General features: G+C 60.6%; 21 protein-coding genes. 8 read left to right on the forward strand and 13 right to left on the reverse strand.

The window, feature by feature from the left end; all coding sequences use genetic code 11:
• The first annotated feature begins 65 nt into the window (after window positions 1–65).
• The 4 genes from mug (at window position 66) to ELH03_RS29115 (ending at window position 3,653) form a co-directional block, all read left to right on the forward strand.
• Window positions 66–623, forward strand: a complete 558-nt coding sequence (mug, locus tag ELH03_RS29100) for a G/U mismatch-specific DNA glycosylase (protein WP_128412417.1) — start codon at window positions 66–68, stop codon at window positions 621–623.
• Between the two features lie 52 nt (window positions 624–675).
• Window positions 676–2,436 (forward strand): MOSC and FAD-binding oxidoreductase domain-containing protein, encoded by a 1,761-nt coding sequence (locus ELH03_RS29105; protein ID WP_130767103.1) that lies wholly within the window; start codon window positions 676–678, stop codon window positions 2,434–2,436.
• Window positions 2,437–2,528: 92 nt separating this feature from the next.
• On the forward strand, window positions 2,529–3,341 hold the full coding sequence (locus ELH03_RS29110; protein WP_128404411.1) for a pirin family protein: 813 nt from the start codon (window positions 2,529–2,531) through the stop codon (window positions 3,339–3,341).
• Window positions 3,342–3,434: 93 nt separating this feature from the next.
• A complete protein-coding gene (locus ELH03_RS29115) occupies window positions 3,435–3,653 on the forward strand; it encodes a hypothetical protein (RefSeq protein ID WP_130767104.1) in 219 nt (72 codons plus the stop codon).
• Window positions 3,654–4,109: 456 nt separating this feature from the next.
• Here the strand turns inward: ELH03_RS29115 and ELH03_RS29120 are convergent, their stop codons facing one another.
• Both ELH03_RS29120 and ELH03_RS29125 read right to left on the reverse strand, forming a co-directional pair.
• Entirely contained in the window at window positions 4,110–4,475 is a 366-nt protein-coding gene (locus tag ELH03_RS29120; RefSeq protein WP_128404410.1) for a hypothetical protein, read from the reverse strand.
• A 22-nt stretch (window positions 4,476–4,497) separates the two neighbouring features.
• On the reverse strand, window positions 4,498–4,728 hold the full coding sequence (locus ELH03_RS29125; RefSeq protein WP_128404409.1) for a hypothetical protein: 231 nt from the start codon (window positions 4,726–4,728) through the stop codon (window positions 4,498–4,500).
• Between the two features lie 155 nt (window positions 4,729–4,883).
• Between ELH03_RS29125 and ELH03_RS29130 the strand changes: the two genes are divergently transcribed.
• A complete protein-coding gene (locus tag ELH03_RS29130) occupies window positions 4,884–5,729 on the forward strand; it encodes an SH3 domain-containing protein (RefSeq protein ID WP_130659697.1) in 846 nt (281 codons plus the stop codon).
• A 467-nt stretch (window positions 5,730–6,196) separates the two neighbouring features.
• Here ELH03_RS29130 and ELH03_RS29135 read toward each other — a convergent pair whose 3' ends face one another.
• Window positions 6,197–6,982, reverse strand: a complete 786-nt coding sequence (locus tag ELH03_RS29135) for an NADPH-dependent F420 reductase (RefSeq protein ID WP_281023950.1) — start codon at window positions 6,980–6,982, stop codon at window positions 6,197–6,199.
• A gap of 55 nt (window positions 6,983–7,037) precedes the next feature.
• On the opposite strand from ELH03_RS29135, the gene ELH03_RS29140 reads away from it, so the two are divergent.
• Window positions 7,038–7,415 carry a winged helix-turn-helix transcriptional regulator gene (locus tag ELH03_RS29140; RefSeq protein WP_012757092.1) on the forward strand — a complete coding sequence of 126 codons (378 nt, stop codon included), beginning with the start codon at window positions 7,038–7,040 and terminating at the stop codon, window positions 7,413–7,415.
• A gap of 7 nt (window positions 7,416–7,422) precedes the next feature.
• On the opposite strand, the gene ELH03_RS38555 is transcribed toward ELH03_RS29140, so the two are convergent.
• From ELH03_RS38555 to ELH03_RS29160, 4 genes are all read right to left on the reverse strand, one after another.
• The gene (locus ELH03_RS38555; RefSeq protein ID WP_348633883.1) at window positions 7,423–7,680 is read right to left on the reverse strand and encodes an ATP-binding domain-containing protein; all 258 of its coding nucleotides are present in this window, start codon (window positions 7,678–7,680) and stop codon (window positions 7,423–7,425) included.
• Window positions 7,681–7,905: 225 nt separating this feature from the next.
• A complete protein-coding gene (locus ELH03_RS29150; protein ID WP_130767106.1) occupies window positions 7,906–8,439 on the reverse strand; it encodes a GNAT family N-acetyltransferase in 534 nt (177 codons plus the stop codon).
• 19 nt (window positions 8,440–8,458) lie between these two features.
• Window positions 8,459–9,277 (reverse strand): bifunctional allantoicase/(S)-ureidoglycine aminohydrolase, encoded by an 819-nt coding sequence (locus ELH03_RS29155; protein ID WP_130767107.1) that lies wholly within the window; start codon window positions 9,275–9,277, stop codon window positions 8,459–8,461.
• Between the two features lie 114 nt (window positions 9,278–9,391).
• Window positions 9,392–10,045: a glutathione S-transferase gene (locus tag ELH03_RS29160; RefSeq protein ID WP_130767108.1), complete on the reverse strand. Its 654-nt coding sequence runs from the start codon at window positions 10,043–10,045 to the stop codon at window positions 9,392–9,394.
• Between the two features lie 122 nt (window positions 10,046–10,167).
• Between ELH03_RS29160 and ELH03_RS29165 the strand changes: the two genes are divergently transcribed.
• The gene (locus tag ELH03_RS29165) at window positions 10,168–11,382 is read left to right on the forward strand and encodes a polyhydroxyalkanoate depolymerase (RefSeq protein WP_130767109.1); all 1,215 of its coding nucleotides are present in this window, start codon (window positions 10,168–10,170) and stop codon (window positions 11,380–11,382) included.
• A 31-nt stretch (window positions 11,383–11,413) separates the two neighbouring features.
• Here ELH03_RS29165 and ELH03_RS29170 read toward each other — a convergent pair whose 3' ends face one another.
• From ELH03_RS29170 to ELH03_RS29195, 6 genes are all read right to left on the reverse strand, one after another.
• The gene (locus tag ELH03_RS29170) at window positions 11,414–13,249 is read right to left on the reverse strand and encodes an ABC transporter ATP-binding protein (protein WP_130767110.1); all 1,836 of its coding nucleotides are present in this window, start codon (window positions 13,247–13,249) and stop codon (window positions 11,414–11,416) included.
• A 35-nt stretch (window positions 13,250–13,284) separates the two neighbouring features.
• Window positions 13,285–14,481 carry an aminotransferase class V-fold PLP-dependent enzyme gene (locus ELH03_RS29175; RefSeq protein WP_130767111.1) on the reverse strand — a complete coding sequence of 399 codons (1,197 nt, stop codon included), beginning with the start codon at window positions 14,479–14,481 and terminating at the stop codon, window positions 13,285–13,287.
• 68 nt (window positions 14,482–14,549) lie between these two features.
• Window positions 14,550–15,062, reverse strand: a complete 513-nt coding sequence (locus ELH03_RS29180; RefSeq protein WP_130767112.1) for a RidA family protein — start codon at window positions 15,060–15,062, stop codon at window positions 14,550–14,552.
• Window positions 15,063–15,112: 50 nt separating this feature from the next.
• Entirely contained in the window at window positions 15,113–15,982 is an 870-nt protein-coding gene (locus ELH03_RS29185; protein ID WP_128403972.1) for an ABC transporter permease, read from the reverse strand.
• The gene (locus ELH03_RS29190; RefSeq protein ID WP_164902659.1) at window positions 15,982–16,923 is read right to left on the reverse strand and encodes an ABC transporter permease; all 942 of its coding nucleotides are present in this window, start codon (window positions 16,921–16,923) and stop codon (window positions 15,982–15,984) included. The genes ELH03_RS29185 and ELH03_RS29190 overlap by 1 nt, the downstream gene beginning before the upstream one ends.
• Before the next feature lie 80 nt (window positions 16,924–17,003).
• Complete coding sequence (locus ELH03_RS29195) at window positions 17,004–18,530, reverse strand: ABC transporter substrate-binding protein (RefSeq protein ID WP_130767113.1); 1,527 nt, start codon at window positions 18,528–18,530, stop codon at window positions 17,004–17,006.
• A 227-nt stretch (window positions 18,531–18,757) separates the two neighbouring features.
• Here ELH03_RS29195 and ELH03_RS29200 point away from each other — a divergent pair, with 227 nt between their 5' ends.
• Window positions 18,758–19,342 (forward strand): DUF1349 domain-containing protein, encoded by a 585-nt coding sequence (locus ELH03_RS29200; protein WP_130767114.1) that lies wholly within the window; start codon window positions 18,758–18,760, stop codon window positions 19,340–19,342.
• Window positions 19,343–19,393 lie beyond the last annotated feature (51 nt).

A 19,393-nucleotide genomic window follows, 5' to 3' on the forward strand; every position in this document is an offset into this window, starting at 1 on the left:
GAAGCACGTTTCGAGCGATGCACGGGTGGTGTATTTGACAGGCTTAATTCGAGCGATGCCCCATAATGCAAGATGATGCCATGTCCGTGGACCTCGATGGTCCAGACGCCTCCACGATACCGAAAGCCGGATTGTCGGAAATCCTCGCTCCTGGTCTCTCCGTTATTTTCTGCGGATTGAATCCGGCTCTGTCCGCAGTTCGCGACGGGCATAATTTCTCGAACCCGAGCAACCGTTTTTGGCGGGTCTTGCATCTGGCTGGATTTACACCGCGTCTGCTGCGGGCGGATGAAGAGCGCGAGCTGCTGCAATATGACTGTGGTCTGGCATCCGCGGTTTCACGCCCCACGAAAAGCGCAAGCGAGCTCAAAAGGCAGGATTACCTCAGCGCCGCGCCCATCCTGGAAAACAAGATACGAAAGTTTGCGCCAGCCAATCTGGCCTTCCTTGGAAAGGCGGCATACGCGGCCATCAGTCTTCGAGCCGACGTTGAATGGGGTCGGCAGCCCGAGGAATTTGCCGGCGCCGTCATCTGGCTGTTGCCAAATCCGAGTGGCCTCAACAGAGCCTTCACCTTGACGACATTGACCGAACACTATCTCGAGCTGAGATTGACGTTGTAGCCATCCTCCGTCGATCTCGAAATTGCGGTGATCGTCATTCGGGAGAAATGTCATGGTACACTTGCTTTCGATCAATGTGGGCCTGCCGCGCGACGTCACCTGGCAAGGCAAGATCGTAAACACTGGCATTTGGAAGACGCCGGTCGACGGCCCGCGTATGGTGCGGCGCCTGAACGTGGACGGCGATGGACAAGGCGACCTCGCTGGCCACGGCGGCGAACGCCGCGCAGTCTTTGTCTATCAAATCGATTCCTATCGGTACTGGCAGGAGCAATTGCGCCGAGACGACTTCGTCTACGGGCAGTTCGGCGAGAATTTCACCGTCGATGGCTTACCCGACGCAGAGGTATGCATTGGAGACCGTTACCGGATCGGCGGCGCTTTGTTCGAAGTGACGCAACCGCGCGTCACCTGCTACCGGCTCGGCATACGCATGGACGAGCCGGAGATGGCCGCGCTGGTGGTCAAACACGGTCGGCCTGGTTTCTATTTCCGTGTGCTGGAGGAAGGGGAAGTGCAGGCCGGCGACGAGATCACGAAAGTAGCGTCCGGGCCTGAGGGCATGAGCGTTTTCGAGATCAACGCATTGCTTTATATGCCGGGCCACCCCCGCGATCAGTTGGAACGTGCGCTGCGCATCCCGGCGCTGAGCCCAGGCTGGCGTCATTCTTTCCAAGCGCTGCTCAAGCAGGAGCAGAAGCAGGGCGCGACGACAGGAAATGCCGGGCTGACAGCCGCGTCCGGCCCACCTCCGGCATGGCGCGGGTTTCGCCCGCTGCGTGTGTCGCGCAAGGTGCGCGAAAGCGGCAGCGTGGTTTCCCTCGTACTCGAACCGGCGGATGGCCAACCTGTTGCCGCCGCACTCCCCGGGCAGTTCGTGGTGCTGCGGCTCGGAGGGGCTTTTGCACCTGCGCTGATGCGCAGCTATTCGCTCTCGGGCGAGCCCAGCGCCACGCACTACCGCGTCAGCATCAAGCGGGAAGCCCATGGCGCTGCCAGCGGCTACATCGACGACGAGCTGCAGGTCGGCGACATCGTGCAGGCAAGTGCCGCACGCGGCAATTTCACATTGCGGCCGGGCGATAGGCCGGTTGTTCTGATGAGTGCCGGGATCGGAGTGACGCCGGTGCTCGCGATGCTTCATGTTTTGGCGGCCGAAGCATCGACCCAGGAAGTCTGGTGGTTATATGGAACCCGCAATGGTCGCGAACATCCGTTTGCCGAGGAGGCGCGCGGGCTGCTTAAGGCGCTCGCTCATCATCACAGCCATATTTGCTACAGCTCTCCCGACTCTAAGGATCGGCCCGATATAGATTTCGACGCTCGCGGTCATCTGGATGCGCAAGCGCTCAAATCGCTTAACCTGCCGCGCGATTGTGACGTCTATGTCTGCGGACCGTCGAGCTTCATGAGCGATCTGACCGTCGGCCTTGCTGCCTTGGGCATCGCACCGGATCGCATCCACACCGAGATGTTTGGCGCCGGTCCTGCGATGACCCCCGGCATAGCTGCTTCATCTCGCCGGCCGCCACATTTGCCGGCAGGGCTTCCAGGCTCGGGGCCGCTGGTGTCGTTTGCCCGCACCGGTCTTAATGTGCGCTGGGAGCCGACATTTCAGAGCTTGCTCGAACTGGCCGAGGCCTGCGACGTACCGGTGCGATGGTCGTGCCGAACCGGCGTCTGTCACACTTGCGAGACCGGACTTGTGGAGGGAAGCGTCGGCTACCGGCCGGACCCTGTCGATGCTCCGGCGGATGGCAATGTGCTGATCTGCTGCGCAAAACCTGAGAGCGACATCGTGATTGATTTGTAATGCCTGGACGAACGCGCCGGCCGATTTTGCTCACGACGCGCGGCGCGGTTATGGCCCGGTGTCGTCACTGCCTTGCAAGCATGGAGGATGCGATGCTGCTCAAGGGCGAACGAACATTCGTGGTGCGGGATAGGGGAGGCTTCGTCGCGCACCTCAACATGCCGGGGTGGTTGAAGCCGAAGCCTACCGATCACGGCCAGGGCTCTCTCGCCATGGTCGTTGAATCCATCCTCGATCCTGGCCGCCTGATCGCCATGCACGAGCACAGGAACGACGAGATTATTTCCTGGGTGCCCGAAGGCGTCATGCGTCACGACGACAAGGCCGCTGGCCGGTTGGTAGTCGACCGTGACCATCTGATGGTGATGAATGCCGGAAAAAGCTTTTGGCATTCCGAAGAGACGCTGGCATCCGATCCGCCTCTGCGAATGCTGCAGATCCTTATTCGCCCTTATGCGGTCGATCTGGAGCCGAAGATCCAGCACGGGCCGATGCCAGCTGCCGCGGCAAACGCCTGGCGACACCTGGTCGGGCCGGAAGGAGAGGGCGCGCCGTTCTATGTCCGCAGCGCAATCGACTTCTTCGACATGCGGCTAGACGCGGGCGTACGGGTGGAATTCCCGCAGAAACAAAGCCGAGACCTCTATTTCTATGTCTTTAGCGGTTCCGTTGTCGTCGATAAGCAGACCTTCGCCGAAGGCGAGCAGGGGCTGCATTTATCTGATGACAAGCTCGAAGTAGAGGCGCAGAGTGCAAGCACGTTGGTCGCGTTTCTGCTCGACCCGAACGCATCTATCACCAGGCAGGGGACTGTCGGCGACCACAAGAAGATCCCGCCGGCAATCATCATTCGCGCGTTCCTGCGATGGAAGAAATTTCGCCATATGTGGCGTCGTCATCTTTAGCATCGCCGCTCGAAGACCGAAAAGGCGATATGAATGGAACAAGGATGCCCCTAACGGGTTTCGAACCTTAGCGTTCAATAGGAGGAGCATTTCATGCCTACGGTTGCCGCCACACCCATCACCCCACCAGACCAGCACGTTGTAACAGCGCGCGAAGCCATCGAGCCGCTTTATGAGAAGCTTGAGCTTCAAATGGAATCGCTGGTCCTGTCTGCGGCGCTGGAAGCGGGATGGTCTTCGGATGAGGCAACCGAGGCACTGGCGGCGCTTAGACTGCAGGATGCACTTTCCACCCTTGGACGAACGGCCTGACCGAAAAACCTCCGAGAATAATTGAGTCTCTTTGACAACTCCGACAGATCGGTCGCACGGGCAGATCTACCGTCGGCGACAAGCCAGTTGTGTTGCTACGATGTTGATAATCCAATCAGCTTCAACACGCAGAGCGCGCGATTGGCAAGTTTCCGAACGTTTGGTAGCAGCGCAGGGCTAACCGGATCACAGTAATATCCGCGCACCCAAATGGGCGTAGTGCATCAACTAGTGGTGCATGCCGCAGGCGCTGTCGTCGCTTAGTCCTCACACCGGAACTTAAAACATTCCCCCAAGACATTGATCCGTTAGTTCAATCATTCCGTTCGGTGATGATTTCACATAACAAGACGAAGGAAATGCAGTTTTCCCAATCGCCACTTACCGAGGTGCTACTGTAACTGTCTCACCATGCCCCCGAACAATTTTGGCCTCACTTGTTTTGTAAGCGGTGACTTAACCGGCAATCTTATGATTCTGATTTGATGCCTGGGGTCTCTCGTTTTGCTGCAGCACGAATACGGCTTCTCCGAAGATCTCCCGTCGCCGCTTTGTCCTGGCGCTCAACGCGCGAGCTTGCTCCGACTTTGTTTGGTCGGTCGCAACCGATGTCTCGTTCTCTACCATGTCTAGGAGGAGGTTGCGCATCACCGCATTTTGCTCCCTCAAGTGCATCACCTCCAGGTTCAGAGGAGATGTGGAAAGCTTTCGTGCAATTGCTCGGTCAAGCATGGCCTGGGCTAGTCGCGCCTTGATAGCATAGGACTTTCCCACGAAAATCGCGCACGCAATGACGAACAGGGCAGGGATGAGGTACAGCACTTCAGGGCTCCGATTGCCAATCTCAGATCGTGATCTTTGGAGCGTATTTCAATATGCCCGCGACGGAAGGTACTGTTGCCTGGCGCTGCCGTTCACTATGCGGCGAGGCGCGCACGCAGAGCATGATCTTCGGGTAGCCGCGGGTCTCATCAAGAATACTTGTCCGGGTGGAAAGTTCGCGACGATGACCGAAGAGAATGCGGGTGCGCTTGTGAACAACAAAACCTAGAAGTAATCCAATTATTACGTTCAAACTGCGTTCATCGGCACGGCGCTATAAATCATAACAAGATGAAATGGGTCAGAGACGCCTCGTAAACCGCTGGCAGCGCTTAACTATTTTATAGCCATGGAAGGCGTCCAACAAATTCACGGTGACACTATGGCCGCACCGGCAGGGAGTTGAACGTGAGACACACCCTTCTCAAGATTGCTGCAGCAAGTCTGCTTTTGCTGGCGCCCGCTTTAGCCCAAGCTGCCGAAGGCTATTCGACAGCGAACGTCAACATGCGTGCCGGTCCAAGTACCGGTTATCCCGCGGTTGCCGTTATTCCTGCTGGCGAATCCGTCGAAATCCACGGGTGCCTTGCGGACGTTCCATGGTGCGACGTTGAATTCTATGGTGGCCGTGGCTGGGTTGCTAGTCGCTATGTCCAGGTGCTCTATCAGAGCCGCCGCGTCTATGTCGGCCCGGAATATTATCGCCCACTAGGCATTCCCACGGTGGTCTTCAGCGTTGGCAACTATTGGGACCGCTATTACCGCAACCGCGATTTCTACCGTGACCGGGACCGCTGGCGCCGCGGCCCTGATTTCTACCGCCCGCCGTCGCCCCGCGACGTCGACCGTCGTCTGGATTTGGACAGGCGACCTGATTCTGATCGGCGGCTTGACACTGGCCGGCGCCCCGAATTCGATCGTAGGCCTGACTTTGATCGGGCGCCGGATGACAGTCGCCGCCCGAACGTCAATCGCGACCAGGAGCGTCAACCCGCTTTTACGCGCGATCGCGACAACCGCAGGCGGGATGCCGTCGATGACCAGAACCGCCGCCCGCAATTCGAGCGCCGACCAGATTTCCGCCGCGACGGCAATGACGGTGGCAACCGTGTTCGACGTGACTTTCAGCGTCGGGGCAACGACGGCGACAATAGCCGCGACATCCGGCGCGGAGGCGATCACCGCACGCCGGGTAATGATCGTAGGAGGCCGGGCGGCGCCTGCGATCCAAAGGATCCGAATTGCAACAACTGAATATAGGGGCGGCATTCTTGCCGTCCCTTTTCGGTGAACACCTCGATCGATCGACTCTTCAATTGACGCAGATATTTGGCGATCTTCCACAAAATCCTCGACCATGCGGTATCTTGTCCGTCCGGGCCGTTTGAACTCGACGATCATCACTATGCGCGGCGGCGCCACTTCCCGTATGCTGCCGGCTCGCGTCGTCAGGTATTTCCATGAATCGTTCCTAGAAAATCCGGTCTTCCGACCGCAGCCACGTCGTTGGCAAATGCGCATTCAGTTCCAAAGAGTGCGGTTTCGGCTCTGAAGCTGGGTGAGTGAGTGGATGAGATGATTTGCCCAGCAGGCCATGCACGCTACTGAACGATCTAAAGTGTGTTGCACACCTCAATTTGCAGGATTTGTTGCTTTCCGTCGAACGTCGATCTGCAACACGATGAAGTCGTGTTGCAGATCGATTAGAGGACGCTGTTGCTTTATTGAAGCGGTGCGAACGAACGGTTCATCGCCACTCTGTCCTCATGGGTCGCGTCCGGTCCTAGCGCTGCCATCTTGCTCTTGAACACTGACCATCTCGTGGGTGCTTCACCCTCGACCGCAGCATCGAACGCCTTGCGCATGGTGGGGGCGTCGAAGTCGCAGCAATATCCGGGTGTCAGCGGCTGCTGCCTCCAGGATTCGGCGAGCGATCCACCGTCAACCGGATCGAACCCGACCTCATTCGAGATTGCCATGGCGATCTTCTTCGCGGCGGCGTCGTCTCCTGCGACCGCCACGGCCAAACGACCGGGCGTGCCTTCGGGCTGACCCAGTTCCGCCAGGGAATACGCGAGGATGTTGTTGAAGGCCTTGATGATGGGGCGGCCGATCTGTCTGGAGACCCAGACGCTCTCGACCTCGCCTGCGTCGAGGTCGGCTATCTGCGGGTCGCGTAGGCCCGGATAGTAGTTGCTGGTGTCGATGACCGGAACGTTGGCAGGTAGGTCCTTGAAGAGGTCCTTCGGCAGGTTTTCGATGGCGAGAAGCGGAATTGAAAGGATGACCGCGTCCGCGCCGGAGATCGCCCCCTTCGTGTCCGTCGCAGTGGCTCCGATCTCGTCGGCGAACGGCCTGACGGCGTCGGCTCCCTTCGAGTTCGCCACCAAGACCTCATGTCCCGCTAATGCGAGCTTGCGGGCGAGAGTGCCACCGATGTGGCCAATTCCGATGATGCCGATTTTCATGCTGGTGCTCCTGTTGTGCTGCCTACCAAGATAATGGATACTGCGACTTCAACAAGAACCGACAGATAAGTGGGTTACCCACTAAAAGGTAAGTATGGCGCAGGACCGAGAGTGGAGATGCGGAGACCCGCAGCAGCAGCGCAAGTGGGCGGACGCGACGACCGACGCCCTGCGGGTCCTCGAAGGCAAATGGAAGATCGTCATCATCTGCCAACTATTCGGAGCCAAGGAGGCCCTTCGTTTCTCGGAACTCGAACGACGGTGCGAAGGCGTGAACCAGAAGATGCTCATCCAGCAACTCAAGGAGCTGGAGAAGGACGGGATCGTGACACGTACCGTCTATCCCCAGGTACCGCCAAAGGTGGAGTACGCGCTGACGGAGATGGGCAAGGCCCTGGGGCCGTCCATGGCCGAACTCATCGACTGGGCCTTCATGCGAAGGGAGTGGATGGCGGGCGAACTCACACCGTGAGCCATCGCTAGTTCTCGTCGAACCGGAGCGCCGTGGTTCGCTGCAAGCTCGACGGAGCCGCCAAGACAATCTCGTTGATGAGAGCGATGTCGCCGACGAGAACGACGGTCTCTATGCCGCGAGTTATAGCGGTGTAGAGCATGGTGCGGTCCAGCAGCTTCGACCCAACGACGGGGATGATGACCCGTTTGAATGCCGACCCTTGCGCCTTGTGGACGCTGATCGCCCAGCCGTGCGTGAGCTTCTCAAGGTCGGCCGTGGTGATTGCGTCTCAATGAACGCAACCATGCCATCGGTTCGCTTCAACGCAACACCGCAAACCGCAGCATCTCCAGTTTTCCACAGTCGTGCAAAACGCGGTTTCGGGCCAAAACGCAATAGCCAGCAAACCGCCTGGATGTTCCATAAGATAGATTACGCCACTTTTACAGTTATAAGTTGCGTAATTGTGGGAGCGCCCCTCGTAGTTGGTGCCGATCGGCGGCTGGGTTCAAATGCCGTTTGATGATCGCAGTTCATAGAGCACGTGACGGCGCAACGGATGCCCTTCGGCCAAATTGGGATGATCGAACTCACCGATCCGGTTCATTCCCAATCGCCTCATCAAACCCCAGGAATTGCTGTTTGCGGGCACCGTGAAGCTCACGATGCGGTCAAGCTTCAGATCGTTGAACGCAAAATCGAGAGACCGTTCCGCGGCCTCGCGCGCATATCCGGCGCCGTGCCGCGACGCTGAAAGCCGCCAACCGATTTCGACTGCCGGGGCAAACGGCAAAGCCGGCGAAACATTGTTGAGACCGCAAAGGCCGATCAACGCGCCGCTTGCCTTCTCCTCCAGTGCCCAGAACCCCCAGCCATGATGCTCGAAGTGAAGGTCGATGCGGTCGAGCATCGCATTCGACTGTTCGTCGGTCAGAGGATTGAGATATCTGACAACATCGGGCTCGGCATTGATCGCAGCGAAGGGCTTGCGATCCTGTAGTCGCCAGGGTCTCAAGATCAGACGTTCGCTTTCGAGCCTCATCGTCCCCCTGCGATAGATCCTACCAGAGCGTCATGTGACGGTTGACGTCCTTGTAGAGCAGGTAGCGGAAACGGCCGGGGCCGCCGGCGTAACATGCCTGCGGGCAGAAGGAACGCAACCACATGAAGTCGCCGGCCTCGACCTCGACCCAATCCTGGTTCAGCCGATAGACCGCCTTGCCCTCAAGCACATAGAGACCATGTTCCATGACATGGGTTTCCATGAAGGGGATCACGGCGCCCGGCTCCAGAGTCACGATATTCACGTGCATGTCGTAGCGGACATCGGCCGGATCGATGAACCGGGTCGTCCCCCAGCGTCCATCGGTGTCCGGCATCGCCGAGATGGCGTGTTCGTCCTCATGCGTGACGATCGCCGGTGGCGGCTCCAGCCCCTCGACCTCCTGAAAGGCCTTTCGAATCCAGTGGAATTTTACCGCAGTCGAGCCGCCGTTTTTCAGGTGCCAGACCGACCCCGCCGGAAGATAGGCGAACGAGCCGCTGCGAAGCGCATGGCTGACGCCTTCGAGTTCCACTGTCATCTCGCCTTCGACGACGAACAGAACCGCTTCGGCCCGCTTGTCGGGCTCCGGCCGATCGCTTCCGCCGCCCGGCTGAACTTCCATCACATATTGCGAGAAGGTCTCGGAGAAACCGGAGAGCGGCCGGGAGAGAACCCATGCCCGTGTCCCCGTCCAATGCGGAAGGGCGCTGGTGACGATATCCGTCATGACGCTGCGCGGGATGACCGCATAGGCGGTGGTGAAGACGGCCTTGCTGGAAAGCAGCTCGGTTTGCGGCGGCAATCCGCCGAGTTTGGAATAATAATCTCTGTTCATCGGTCCAGGCTTCGCGGCATGTGGCACTGCATCAGCTTTATGCGCCGCTCACCTTCCAGGCAACTCTTAATTCGACCGTGAAAATCGATGCGGAGCCGCCCGGCCGTGTTTCCGTCAGAACTCGACTTCCAGCTCGACGATCTCGTCCGGCCCGACCAACGCCCCTTCGGTCCATTCGCCCATCAGCGGCCAGGACAGCACCGTCTCGACATAGGTTGCAAGCCGCGGCTCCAGTTCCACCGCATAGGTGCGAAAGCGGGTGCAGACCGGCGCGTACATCGCATCGGCCACAGTTGGCGCGGCCCCGAACAGCCAGGGTCCGCCGCTTGCCTCGAGGCACTCGGTCCAGATCGCCTTGACGCGCTCGACATCAGGCCGCGCGCCCGAGAATATCTTGAAGCTTGCATGCCGCGCCTTGAGGTTCATCGGCAATGCCGAGCGCAGATTGTGGAAACCGGAATGCATCTCGCCCGAGACCGACCGGCAGCGGGCGCGCGCCGCGCGCTCGGCCGGCCAGAGCCCGGCATTGGGCGCCACCTCGTGGAGATATTCCGCGATCGCCAGCGTGTCCCAGACCGTCACGTCGTCATGGGTCAGCCTCGGCACCAGAACCGACGGTGAAAGCAGAAGCAGTTCCTGGCGCGCCTCGTCATCCAGCTCCACAAGGACTTCGGCGAAGTCCAGCCCCGCCATCCGGCACAGCAGCCAGCCGCGCAACGACCATGAGGAGTAGTTCTTCGAGGAAATCGTCAGTGCCGCCTGCGACATCGGGCTCTATCCTTGTCGGACAATGTTGCTTCTTCCTCGATAATCTTCTCGCATGGCAGGACATATTCCACTAGCATTTTTTGCACCGCCGCATTGATGCGGCAGTGCGGGAGATTTCGGCCATGCTCTATCAGGCCTATCAGTTCCAGGATGATCTCATCGCGCCGCTCCGCGATCTGGCACGGCGCCTGCAGATCTTCTCCGCGACAGCGTTCTGGGAACCTGTCGGCAGTATGGGCCAGCATTTCACCGCCGCGCTGGAGATGATCTCACGCTTCGAGATCACCCACGAACGTCCAGACTTCGCCATCACCTCGGCGATGATCGGCAACCGCATGGCGCCCGTCACCGTCGAGACTGTGCTCGACATGCCCTTCGGCACGCTGCTGCGCTTTGCGGTGGAAACAGACGCGCAGAGACCGCGGGTGCTGGTCGTCGCACCGCTGTCCGGTCATTTCGCCACACTCCTGCGCGGCACCGTGCAGACCCTGCTGCGCGATCACGACGTCTATATCACCGACTGGGCCAATGCCCGCGACGTGCCGCTGTCGGTAGGGCGTTTCGGCATGGACGATTATGTGGACTATATCATCCGCTTCCTGGAGGAGATCGGTCCGGGCGCTCATATCCTCGCCGTCTGCCAACCCTGCGTGCAGGCGCTGGCCGCCGTTGCCGTGATGTCGGAAGAGCGGCATCCCGCCACCCCGCGCACCATGACGCTGATGGCCGGGCCGATCGACCCGCGCGAAAGCCCAACGAAGGTCAACGAGCTTGCCGTGTCGAAGTCGCTCGCCTGGTTCGAGAATTCGTTGATCACAGCTGTTCCCTGGCGCTATCGGGGCGCCGGACGGCGCGTCTATCCCGGCTTCCTCCAGCTCGTCGCCTTCATGTCGATGAACATGGAGCGCCACCAGGACGCTCATCGCAAGCTTTACGACCATCTGGCGAAGGGCGAGACCGCCGAGGCCGGCAAGATCAAGAATTTCTATGACGAATATTTCGCCGTGCTCGACCTCACCGAGGAATTCTACATCGAGACCATCGAACGCGTCTTCCAGAAAGCGGAACTCGCAACCGGCGACTTGACCCACCATGGCCGCAAGGTCGACCCGGGCCAGATCCGCAACACCGCGCTTTTGACCGTCGAGGGTGGGCGCGACGATATCTGCGCCCTCGGCCAGACCTCGGCCGCGCACGATCTCTGTCGGGCGCTGCGCCCGCATCTGAAGCGCCATCATCTTCAAGCCAATGTCGGGCATTACGGCGTCTTCAACGGCCGCCGCTGGGAGGGGGAAATCTACCCCGTCGTGCGCAACATGATCCTGGCGATGGAATAGCGCCGGCCAAATCCGAAACGCGATGGCTAGTCTACCGCTCGGCCATCACCAGATGCCCCGGCCCGACCTCACGATAGGAAGCGCTCGCCGGCTGGTAGTCGACCGGGCGCATCGGGCTCTTGATCTCGTCATTCGCCACCATCCGCTTTTCGTGGCGACGGTCCGGATCGGGCACGGGCACTGCCGCGATGAGTTTCTTTGTATAGGGGTGTTGCGGATTTTCGAAGACCGCGGACCGTGGGCCGATCTCGACGATCTCGCCGAGATACATCACCGCTACGCGATGGCTGACGCGCTCGACGACCGCCATGTCGTGCGAGATGAACAGGAAGGCGAGGTTGAGCCTCTGCTGCAGGTCCAGCATCAGGTTGATGACCTGCGCCTTGATCGAGACGTCGAGCGCCGAGACGCTTTCGTCGGCGACGATGACCTTCGGCTGCAAGGCGAGCGCGCGGGCGATGCAGATGCGCTGGCGCTGGCCGCCGGAAAACTCATGCGGATAACGCGCGGCCATATCCGAGGACAGACCGACTTTCACCAGCAGGTCGGCGACGACGTCCTTTGCCTGTTTCGAATTGCCCATCCTGTGTTCGAGATAGGGTTCGGCGATCGCAGCACCGACCGTCATGCGTGGATTGAGGCTGGCAAAGGGATCCTGGAAGATCATCTGCACGGATTTGCGCATCTCGCGCAGATCCTTCCTGTCGAGGCCGAGCACCTCCCTGCCCTCGACGAGAACGGAACCGGCCTGCGGTTCGATCAGCCGCATGATGGCGCGGCCGGTCGTCGATTTGCCGCAGCCGGATTCGCCGACCAGCGACAGCGTCTCGCCGGCATGAAGGTCGAAGGAGACGTTTTCGACGGCATGCACCCGGCTGGTCAGCCGGCCGAACAGACCGGAATGAATGTCGAAACGCTTGGTGAGGTTCTTCACCTGCAGGACCGGCGTCGCAGCGACGGTATCGGCGACCTCGGCGGGAATGTCCGATTCCCCCGTCGCCGTATTGACCACGGGGAAGCGCAGCGGCCTTTGCCGGCCCTGCATCGAGCCGAGCACCGGCACGGCTGATAGTAGCGCCCTGGTATAGGGATGTTTGCCGCGGTGGAAGATATCGGCGGTCGCACCGCTTTCCACCTGTTCGCCGCGATACATCACCACCGTCCTGTCGGCGATCTCGGCAACGACGCCCATGTCATGGGTGATGAAGAGAACGGAGGTCCCCTCCTCGTCCTGCAGCATCTTGATGAGATCGAGGATCTGGCCCTGGATCGTCACGTCGAGCGCCGTCGTCGGCTCGTCGGCGATCAAGAGCTTCGGCCGACTGGCGAGCGCCATGGCGATCATCACCCGCTGGCGCATGCCGCCGGAAAAACGGTGCGGATATTCGCCGAAGCGCGAGGCGGCCGAGGGAATGCGGACCTTTTCCAGCAGCCTTATCGTCTCGGTCCTGGCATCGGCCCTGCTCATATCGGAATGGCAGAGCAGTGCTTCGGAGATCTGATCACCGATGGTGAAGAGCGGATTGAGCGATGTCATCGGCTCCTGGAAGATCATCGCCACCTCGTTGCCGCGCACCTGCCGCATGGCATTTTCCCGCAATGTCAGAAGGTCGCGCCCGCCGAGCATGACGCGGCCCTCGACGCGGCTCGTATCCGCCTGCAGCAGCCGCATGATCGAGAGCGAGGTGACGCTCTTGCCCGAGCCGGATTCGCCGACGATCGCCACCGTCTCCGCCGGCGCCACCGTGAAGGAAACATCGCGCACGACCGGTTTCCAGACGCCGTCCACCAGGAAGGAGGTCGTCAGACCTTCGACAGAAAGAACGTCGGTGGTCGTCTGGATCGGTTGGGTTTGGACACTGGCCATGGTGGTTCCTCTAGCGACAGATGAGCGTCGGCGGATCAATCCGGCCAGCGCAGCGCACCGTCGAAGCGGTGCCTGCTGCGGTTCTCGATCGGCGTTGCGATGATCTCGTTGGAGGCGCGCGCCTTGTCCAGCTCCTGCGCCAGGCGCTCCGCGACGATCGTCTCCTCGCCCGGATGCAGGTTGCACGGATCGAGATAGAAATAGCGATGCTCCACTTCGTGATCGCGCACGATGATCGGCGGGCTGCCCTTGGCAAGCGCATCGGCCAGATCCCAGGCGGTAATATGCGCCTGCTCGGGATCGACAATCAGGCGCAACCGGTCGAGCGGATTGTTGGTCGGGTCGGGCTCGATTAGCGCGGTGAGGCCAGGGCGACCGTCGAGCGTGCGCTGCCACAGGTGGAGATAGCTGGTCTCGCGTTCCCGGATGCCGGCATGGTCGCGGTTTTCCCAAGCTTCGAGCGCTGCCATGACGCCGAAGATGCTCTCCTTGCCGACCTTCATGCCGCGGCCGATGCCCATATTCTGCAGGAAGGCATGACGCACCAGCTCCTTTCTGCCGGCAACGATGCCCGAAGTCGGGCCGCCGAGGAATTTGTGGCCGGAGTAAAGCGCGATATCGGCCCCCTGCTCCAGGAAAATCCTGAGATCATATTCCGAGGCCGCATCGACGATGACGGGCACGCCCTTGGCATGGGCGATCTCGACGAATTCCTTCAGGTTCAAAAGGCCGTAATCGACGACATGGTGGGAGACGACATAGACGGCGGCTGCGGTCTTGTCGGTGATGGCGTTTTCCATGTGGAAGCGATGCGTCGAGGTCGCCTGCCCCACAAGCACGACCTTGCCGCCGGCAAGCCGGATCGCCTGGTCGACCGGAGCGCCGTAACTGACGACATGGCCCATCTGCACCAGCACTTCGTTCTTCTCCGGCACGACATCCGGCAGCCTCTCGATCGCCAGCAGATTGTTGCCAGTGATCGCGCCGGCAACAGCCAGCGAAATGCCGGCCGAGCAGGAGGCGGTGACGAAGCCCGCCTCGCCGCCGGTCAGCCGGGCGATGACGGCGCTTGCCTTGCGCTGCAGATCGTTGATCTCGACAAAGTGCGGCAGGATCGATGCCATCGCGCTGATCGCTTCGGGAACGACGATCGAGGCGCCGAGGCTGGTCATCGTGCCCGATACATTGATGACAGGGCGAAGGCCAAGCGACGGGCGGATATCAGTGGACATGGAGATCTCCAGGATTCTGGGTCGAAAAACGAAACATGGGGCGGTCGATCAAGTGTGTCGAGCTCCCGTCAGCCGTGCAAGGCGACGATCGCCTCGATCTCGACGGTGATGTTGCCGGGCAGCGAGCCGAAGCCGACGGCCGAGCGGGCATGTTCGCCAGCCGTCCCGAAGACTGCGATCAGCAGATCCGAGCAGCCGTTGATGACGCTCGGATGATCCTCGAACTCAGGCACGGCATTGACCATGCCGAGCAGTTTCACCACGCGTTTGACCCGGGTGAGATCGCCGAGCGCATCCTGCATCACGGCAAGCAGGTTGATGCCGGTCAGCCGCGCATGGCCATAGGCCTCCTCGACACTGATGCCGGCGCCGACCTTGCCGGCATGCATGAAACCGTCGGCCTCGCGCGGTCCCTGGCCGGAGAGGTAGAGCATATTGCCTTCGATTACGTGCGTCACGAAATTGGCGATCGGCGGCGGTGGCGGCGGAAGCGCAATACCGAGGGCGGCAAGCCGTTCGCAAGGCGAGTTCTCGACCTTGCCGGCGGCGGTAGGAAACTGATTCACGCAAACTCCTGTCATGCAATTTTCGATTGGGCGAATTTCGATTGGGCCAACGCTTGGTCGGCGGATTAAAGATCCTTGCGAAGTCTGGGATCGAGCATGTCCCTGAGGCCGTCGCCGACCATCTGCAGCGACAGCACGGAGAGAATGATGGCGACGCCAGGAAACAGCGTCATCCAATCGGCCTGGCCGATATACTGGCGGCCGGCGGCGATCATCGTTCCCCAGGTCGGGATCTCGGGGCTGACGCCGAGCCCGAGGAAAGACAGGCCGGCTTCGGCAAGCATGGCGCTGGCGAAGAGGAAGGTCGCCTGCACCAGGATCGGCGACAGCAGATTGCGCAGCACATGCCGCGTCATGATATGGAATGTCGAGATGCCAAGCGCCCTCGCCGCCTCGACATAGGGCAGTTCGCGAATGACCAGCGTCGAAGCGCGGACGATGCGGGCAAGGCGCGGCGCATAGACGATCGACAGCGCGATGATGACGGTCGTCAGCGACGGGCCGAGGGCGGCGACGAGCGCGATCGCCAGCAGAATATCCGGAAAGGCCATCATCGCGTCGATCAGCCGGGCGATCGGCGTGTCGAGCTTCTGGAAGAAGCCGGCAAGCAGGCCGAGCGTCACGCCGATTATGGCCGAGAGCGTCACGACCGCAACACCGACGAGCAGCGACAGGCGGCCGGCGAAGATCGTCCGCGAGAAGACATCGCGGCCGAACTCGTCGGTGCCAAAGTAAAAGGTGCCGCTCGGCGGCTTCAGCCGGTTGACGATGGAAAGCTTGGACGGCGAATAGGGCGCGACGACAGGCGCGAAGACCGCCAGAAGCACGAAGATCGTCAGGATCAGCAGGCCGCAGGCGACCGTCTTGCGCTTCAGCAGGCGCCTGGCGAATTTGCTGCCCTCGCCTTCGACTGATTTGATTGCGATATCGGCCATCAGTAGCGCACCCTCGGATCGATCAGCAGATAGAGCATGTCGATCGCAAAATTGATCAGCACGTAGAGGGCGGCGATGACGAGCAGCGCCCCCTGAATGACGGGGTAGTCGCGGCGCAGCACCGCCGAGACGACGAGATTGCCGACACCCGGCAGGCCGAAGACAGTCTCGGTGACGACAGCGCCCGATATCAGCACCGCTGCCGTCAGGCCGATCACCGTCAGGATCGGGATCAGCGCATTCTTCAGTGCGTGCTTGAGGATCACCCGGCGCTCGATCAACCCCTTGGCGCGGGCCGTGCGGATATAATCGTCGCCGAGCACATCGAGCATCGACGCACGGGTGAAACGCAGGATCAGCGCCGAGGAGACGATGCCGAGCGCAAACGCCGGCAGCGTCAGGTGATACATGCGCTCGAAGAAGGTCGAGCCCGGACCGCCATACCCTGAGACCGGGAAGAGGTTCAGCCTGACGGCGAAGAACTGCATCAGGATCAGGCCGAGCCAGAAGCTCGGAATGCTGGCGGCAAACATCGCCAGCGTCGTTGCCGCCTGGTCGACGAAGGAGCCGCGCCGATAGGCGGCATAGATGCCGATCGGCAAGGCGATGATGCTGGCGATAGCAAGCGAGAACAGCGTCAGGAAGAAGGTCGGCTCGGCACGGTCGAGCAAGGCCGAGGTGACAGGCATGTTGAGGAAGATCGACTGGCCGAGATCACCCTTCAGCAGCTGGGCGATATAATAGATATATTGCAGGCCGAGCGACTGATCGAGGCCGAGCCGGGACCTGAGGTCGGCAATATCCTGCGGCGTCGCATCCGGCCCGAGCATGACGGCGGCCGGATCTCCCGGCGTCACGCGCACGATGACGAAGACGATCGTGACGACGAGAAACATCACGACGATCATGCCGAACAGGCGCTGGAGGATGTAGCGTATCATGAATGCCTGGTAAACCTTTGCAGACGCTGCGAAAAAGAAGAGCGATACCGGCCACGGCGGGCCGGTATCGGTGACGATGCTTACTTCTTGATCGAAGCATTCCAGAAATACGGCCACGGAGCCGGATCGACGCCTTCGAGCTTGGTCGATTCCGCCGAAACGGCGTTGAAGTCGCCGATCTTCATGAAGGGTGCGTCGGCATAGATCGCCTTCTGGACATCGGCCCAGAGCGCCACGCGCTTCTTCGGATCGACTTCCGAGGTGAAGGCATCGACGGCGGCCTTGCGGGCCGGGGTATCCCACCAGCCGGGCGAACTGGTCGAGAGCGAGCCGATAAGAGCCGGCTCCGGCAGGAAGGGGCTATGAGTGATGTAGATATCCCAAAGCTTCGGATCGGTGCGGCGCTGCGTCAGCGTCGCCCAGTCCACAACCTGCATATCGACGGTGAAGCCGGCAAGCTTCAGATATTCGGCGGCGACCTGCGCCATCTTGTAGTGGAACTCGTACTGGCGGCTGGTCAGAATCCGGATCGGTTCGCCGTTGTAACCGGCCTTCTTGGCGGCAGCCGCCGCCCCTTCTGGATCGGCGACGTTATAGGCGCCCTCGACGCCGGCATCCGTCGACCAGGCAAAGGTCTTCGGATAGATGGCGCCGTCGAGCGCGTAGAAGTCCTTGCTGCCGAAAGCTGCGGCCAGCATGTCTTCCATGCTCAGCGCCTGGCGGATCGCCTTGCGGACTTCGACATTCTTGTTGATGCCATCGGCCGTGTTGAAGACGAAGACGGGATAACCGAAGGGCTTCAGGATGATCGGCTGCGAGGCGGTGGAGGCTTTCAGCTTGTCGTAGGATTCCACAGGGATCGAGTCGACATAATCATACTGGCCGGAAATGGCCGCCTCGACGCGGGTGTTCGGGTCGGGCACCGGCACGAAGCGGATTTCATCGAGATACTGGTGGCGGGCGCCGCCATAACCGTTGCCGTCGCCCTCGCGTGACTTATAGCCGTCGAAGCGGACAAGCTGGATATACTGGTCGGCCTTGCGCTCCTTCAGCATGTAGGGACCGGTGCCGATGAAGTCCTTCATCGGCTCGTCCTGCTTTTCGGAGGGGATGATGATCGCGGCCGAATTGTTGAAGGCAAGCAGCGAGGTCAGCGGCGCATAGGGCTGCTTCAGCGTGATCGTGACGGTCGCCGGATCGACGGCGGTGACCTTGTCGATGAAACCGGCCACCTGCTTGCCGCGCGATGCGATCTTCATCCAGCGGCCGAGCGAGGCTACGACATCTTCCGAGGTCATGTCGCTATTGTCGTGGAACTTGATGCCGGTCCTGAGCTTGATCGTATAGGTTTTGCCGTCGGCGCTGATCTCAGGCAGGCTTTCGGCCAGAAGCGGCGTGACGTTCCAGCTCTTGTCGAAAGTGTAGAGCGTTTCGAAGATGTGCTGCGTGACGATGCCGACCAGATCGGCCGTCGACGACATCGGATCGAGCGTCGGCGGCTCGCCGATCGTCGCGACGTTGATGACGCCGCCCTTTTCCTGGGCAAGGAGCGTCGAAGGCAGGGCGACGAGCGCAGTGCCGAGAAGGAATGCGACCAGTGTTTTCATGTGAGGGCTCCCGTTTAGTTCCACAATTATGTAATTCATCTTTTTGTAACAGAATAGGAGATGGATCGATCCTGTCAAGCATGAGCGACGGATTATGCCCGCGGCGGATACCGCGACCCCGGAAAAACACACAATCTTCGGCTGCGCCCGCCTGCACCAAGACCGCGCGTTATGCCAAGGTGAGTCAATCGCCCTGCGGTGAGGCTTTAACGGAACGGGAGAACAGGATGAGCATCGATTTCAACGACGGCAAATGGCTGAACGAGCCGGCACACTGGCTGGCGAACGAAGCCGGCCTCACCCTGACGACGGACGAAAAAACCGATTTCTGGCGGGAGACCCATTACGGCTTCACCCGCGACAGCGGCCATTTCCTCGCCTTTCCCACGGCCGATAGCTTTACCGCGCAGGTCCGCGTCCAGGGTGAATTCCGCACGCTCTACGACCAGGCCGGCCTGATGGTGCGCATTGACGAGAAACGCTGGGTGAAGTCAGGCGTCGAGTTCACCGACGGCGAAGCCTTCCTCAGCACCGTCGTCACCGATGGCCAGTCCGACTGGTCCGTGGCGCAGCCCTTCAGGGAGTTGGAAGATTTCCGCATCCGCGTCACCCTGGCAAATGGAGCGATGCGCATCCAGGCTTCGCGTGATGGCAGCTTCTGGCCGCTGCTGCGGCTCGCCCCCTTCCCGGCAGCCACGCACTATGAGGTCGGACCGACTGCCTGCACGCCGGAGCGTAGCGGGTTGAGGGTGCGTTTCTCCGAATTCTCGATCGGGCCGGCAATCACTAGGGATCTGCATGATTTGAGCTAGAAGAGCGTCCTTTCGCGGCTCTACCGAAAGAACAAGATCAAATGACTGCGA

It is taken from the genome of Rhizobium beringeri (assembly GCF_004306515.1).
Classification (GTDB): domain Bacteria; phylum Pseudomonadota; class Alphaproteobacteria; order Rhizobiales; family Rhizobiaceae; genus Rhizobium; species Rhizobium beringeri.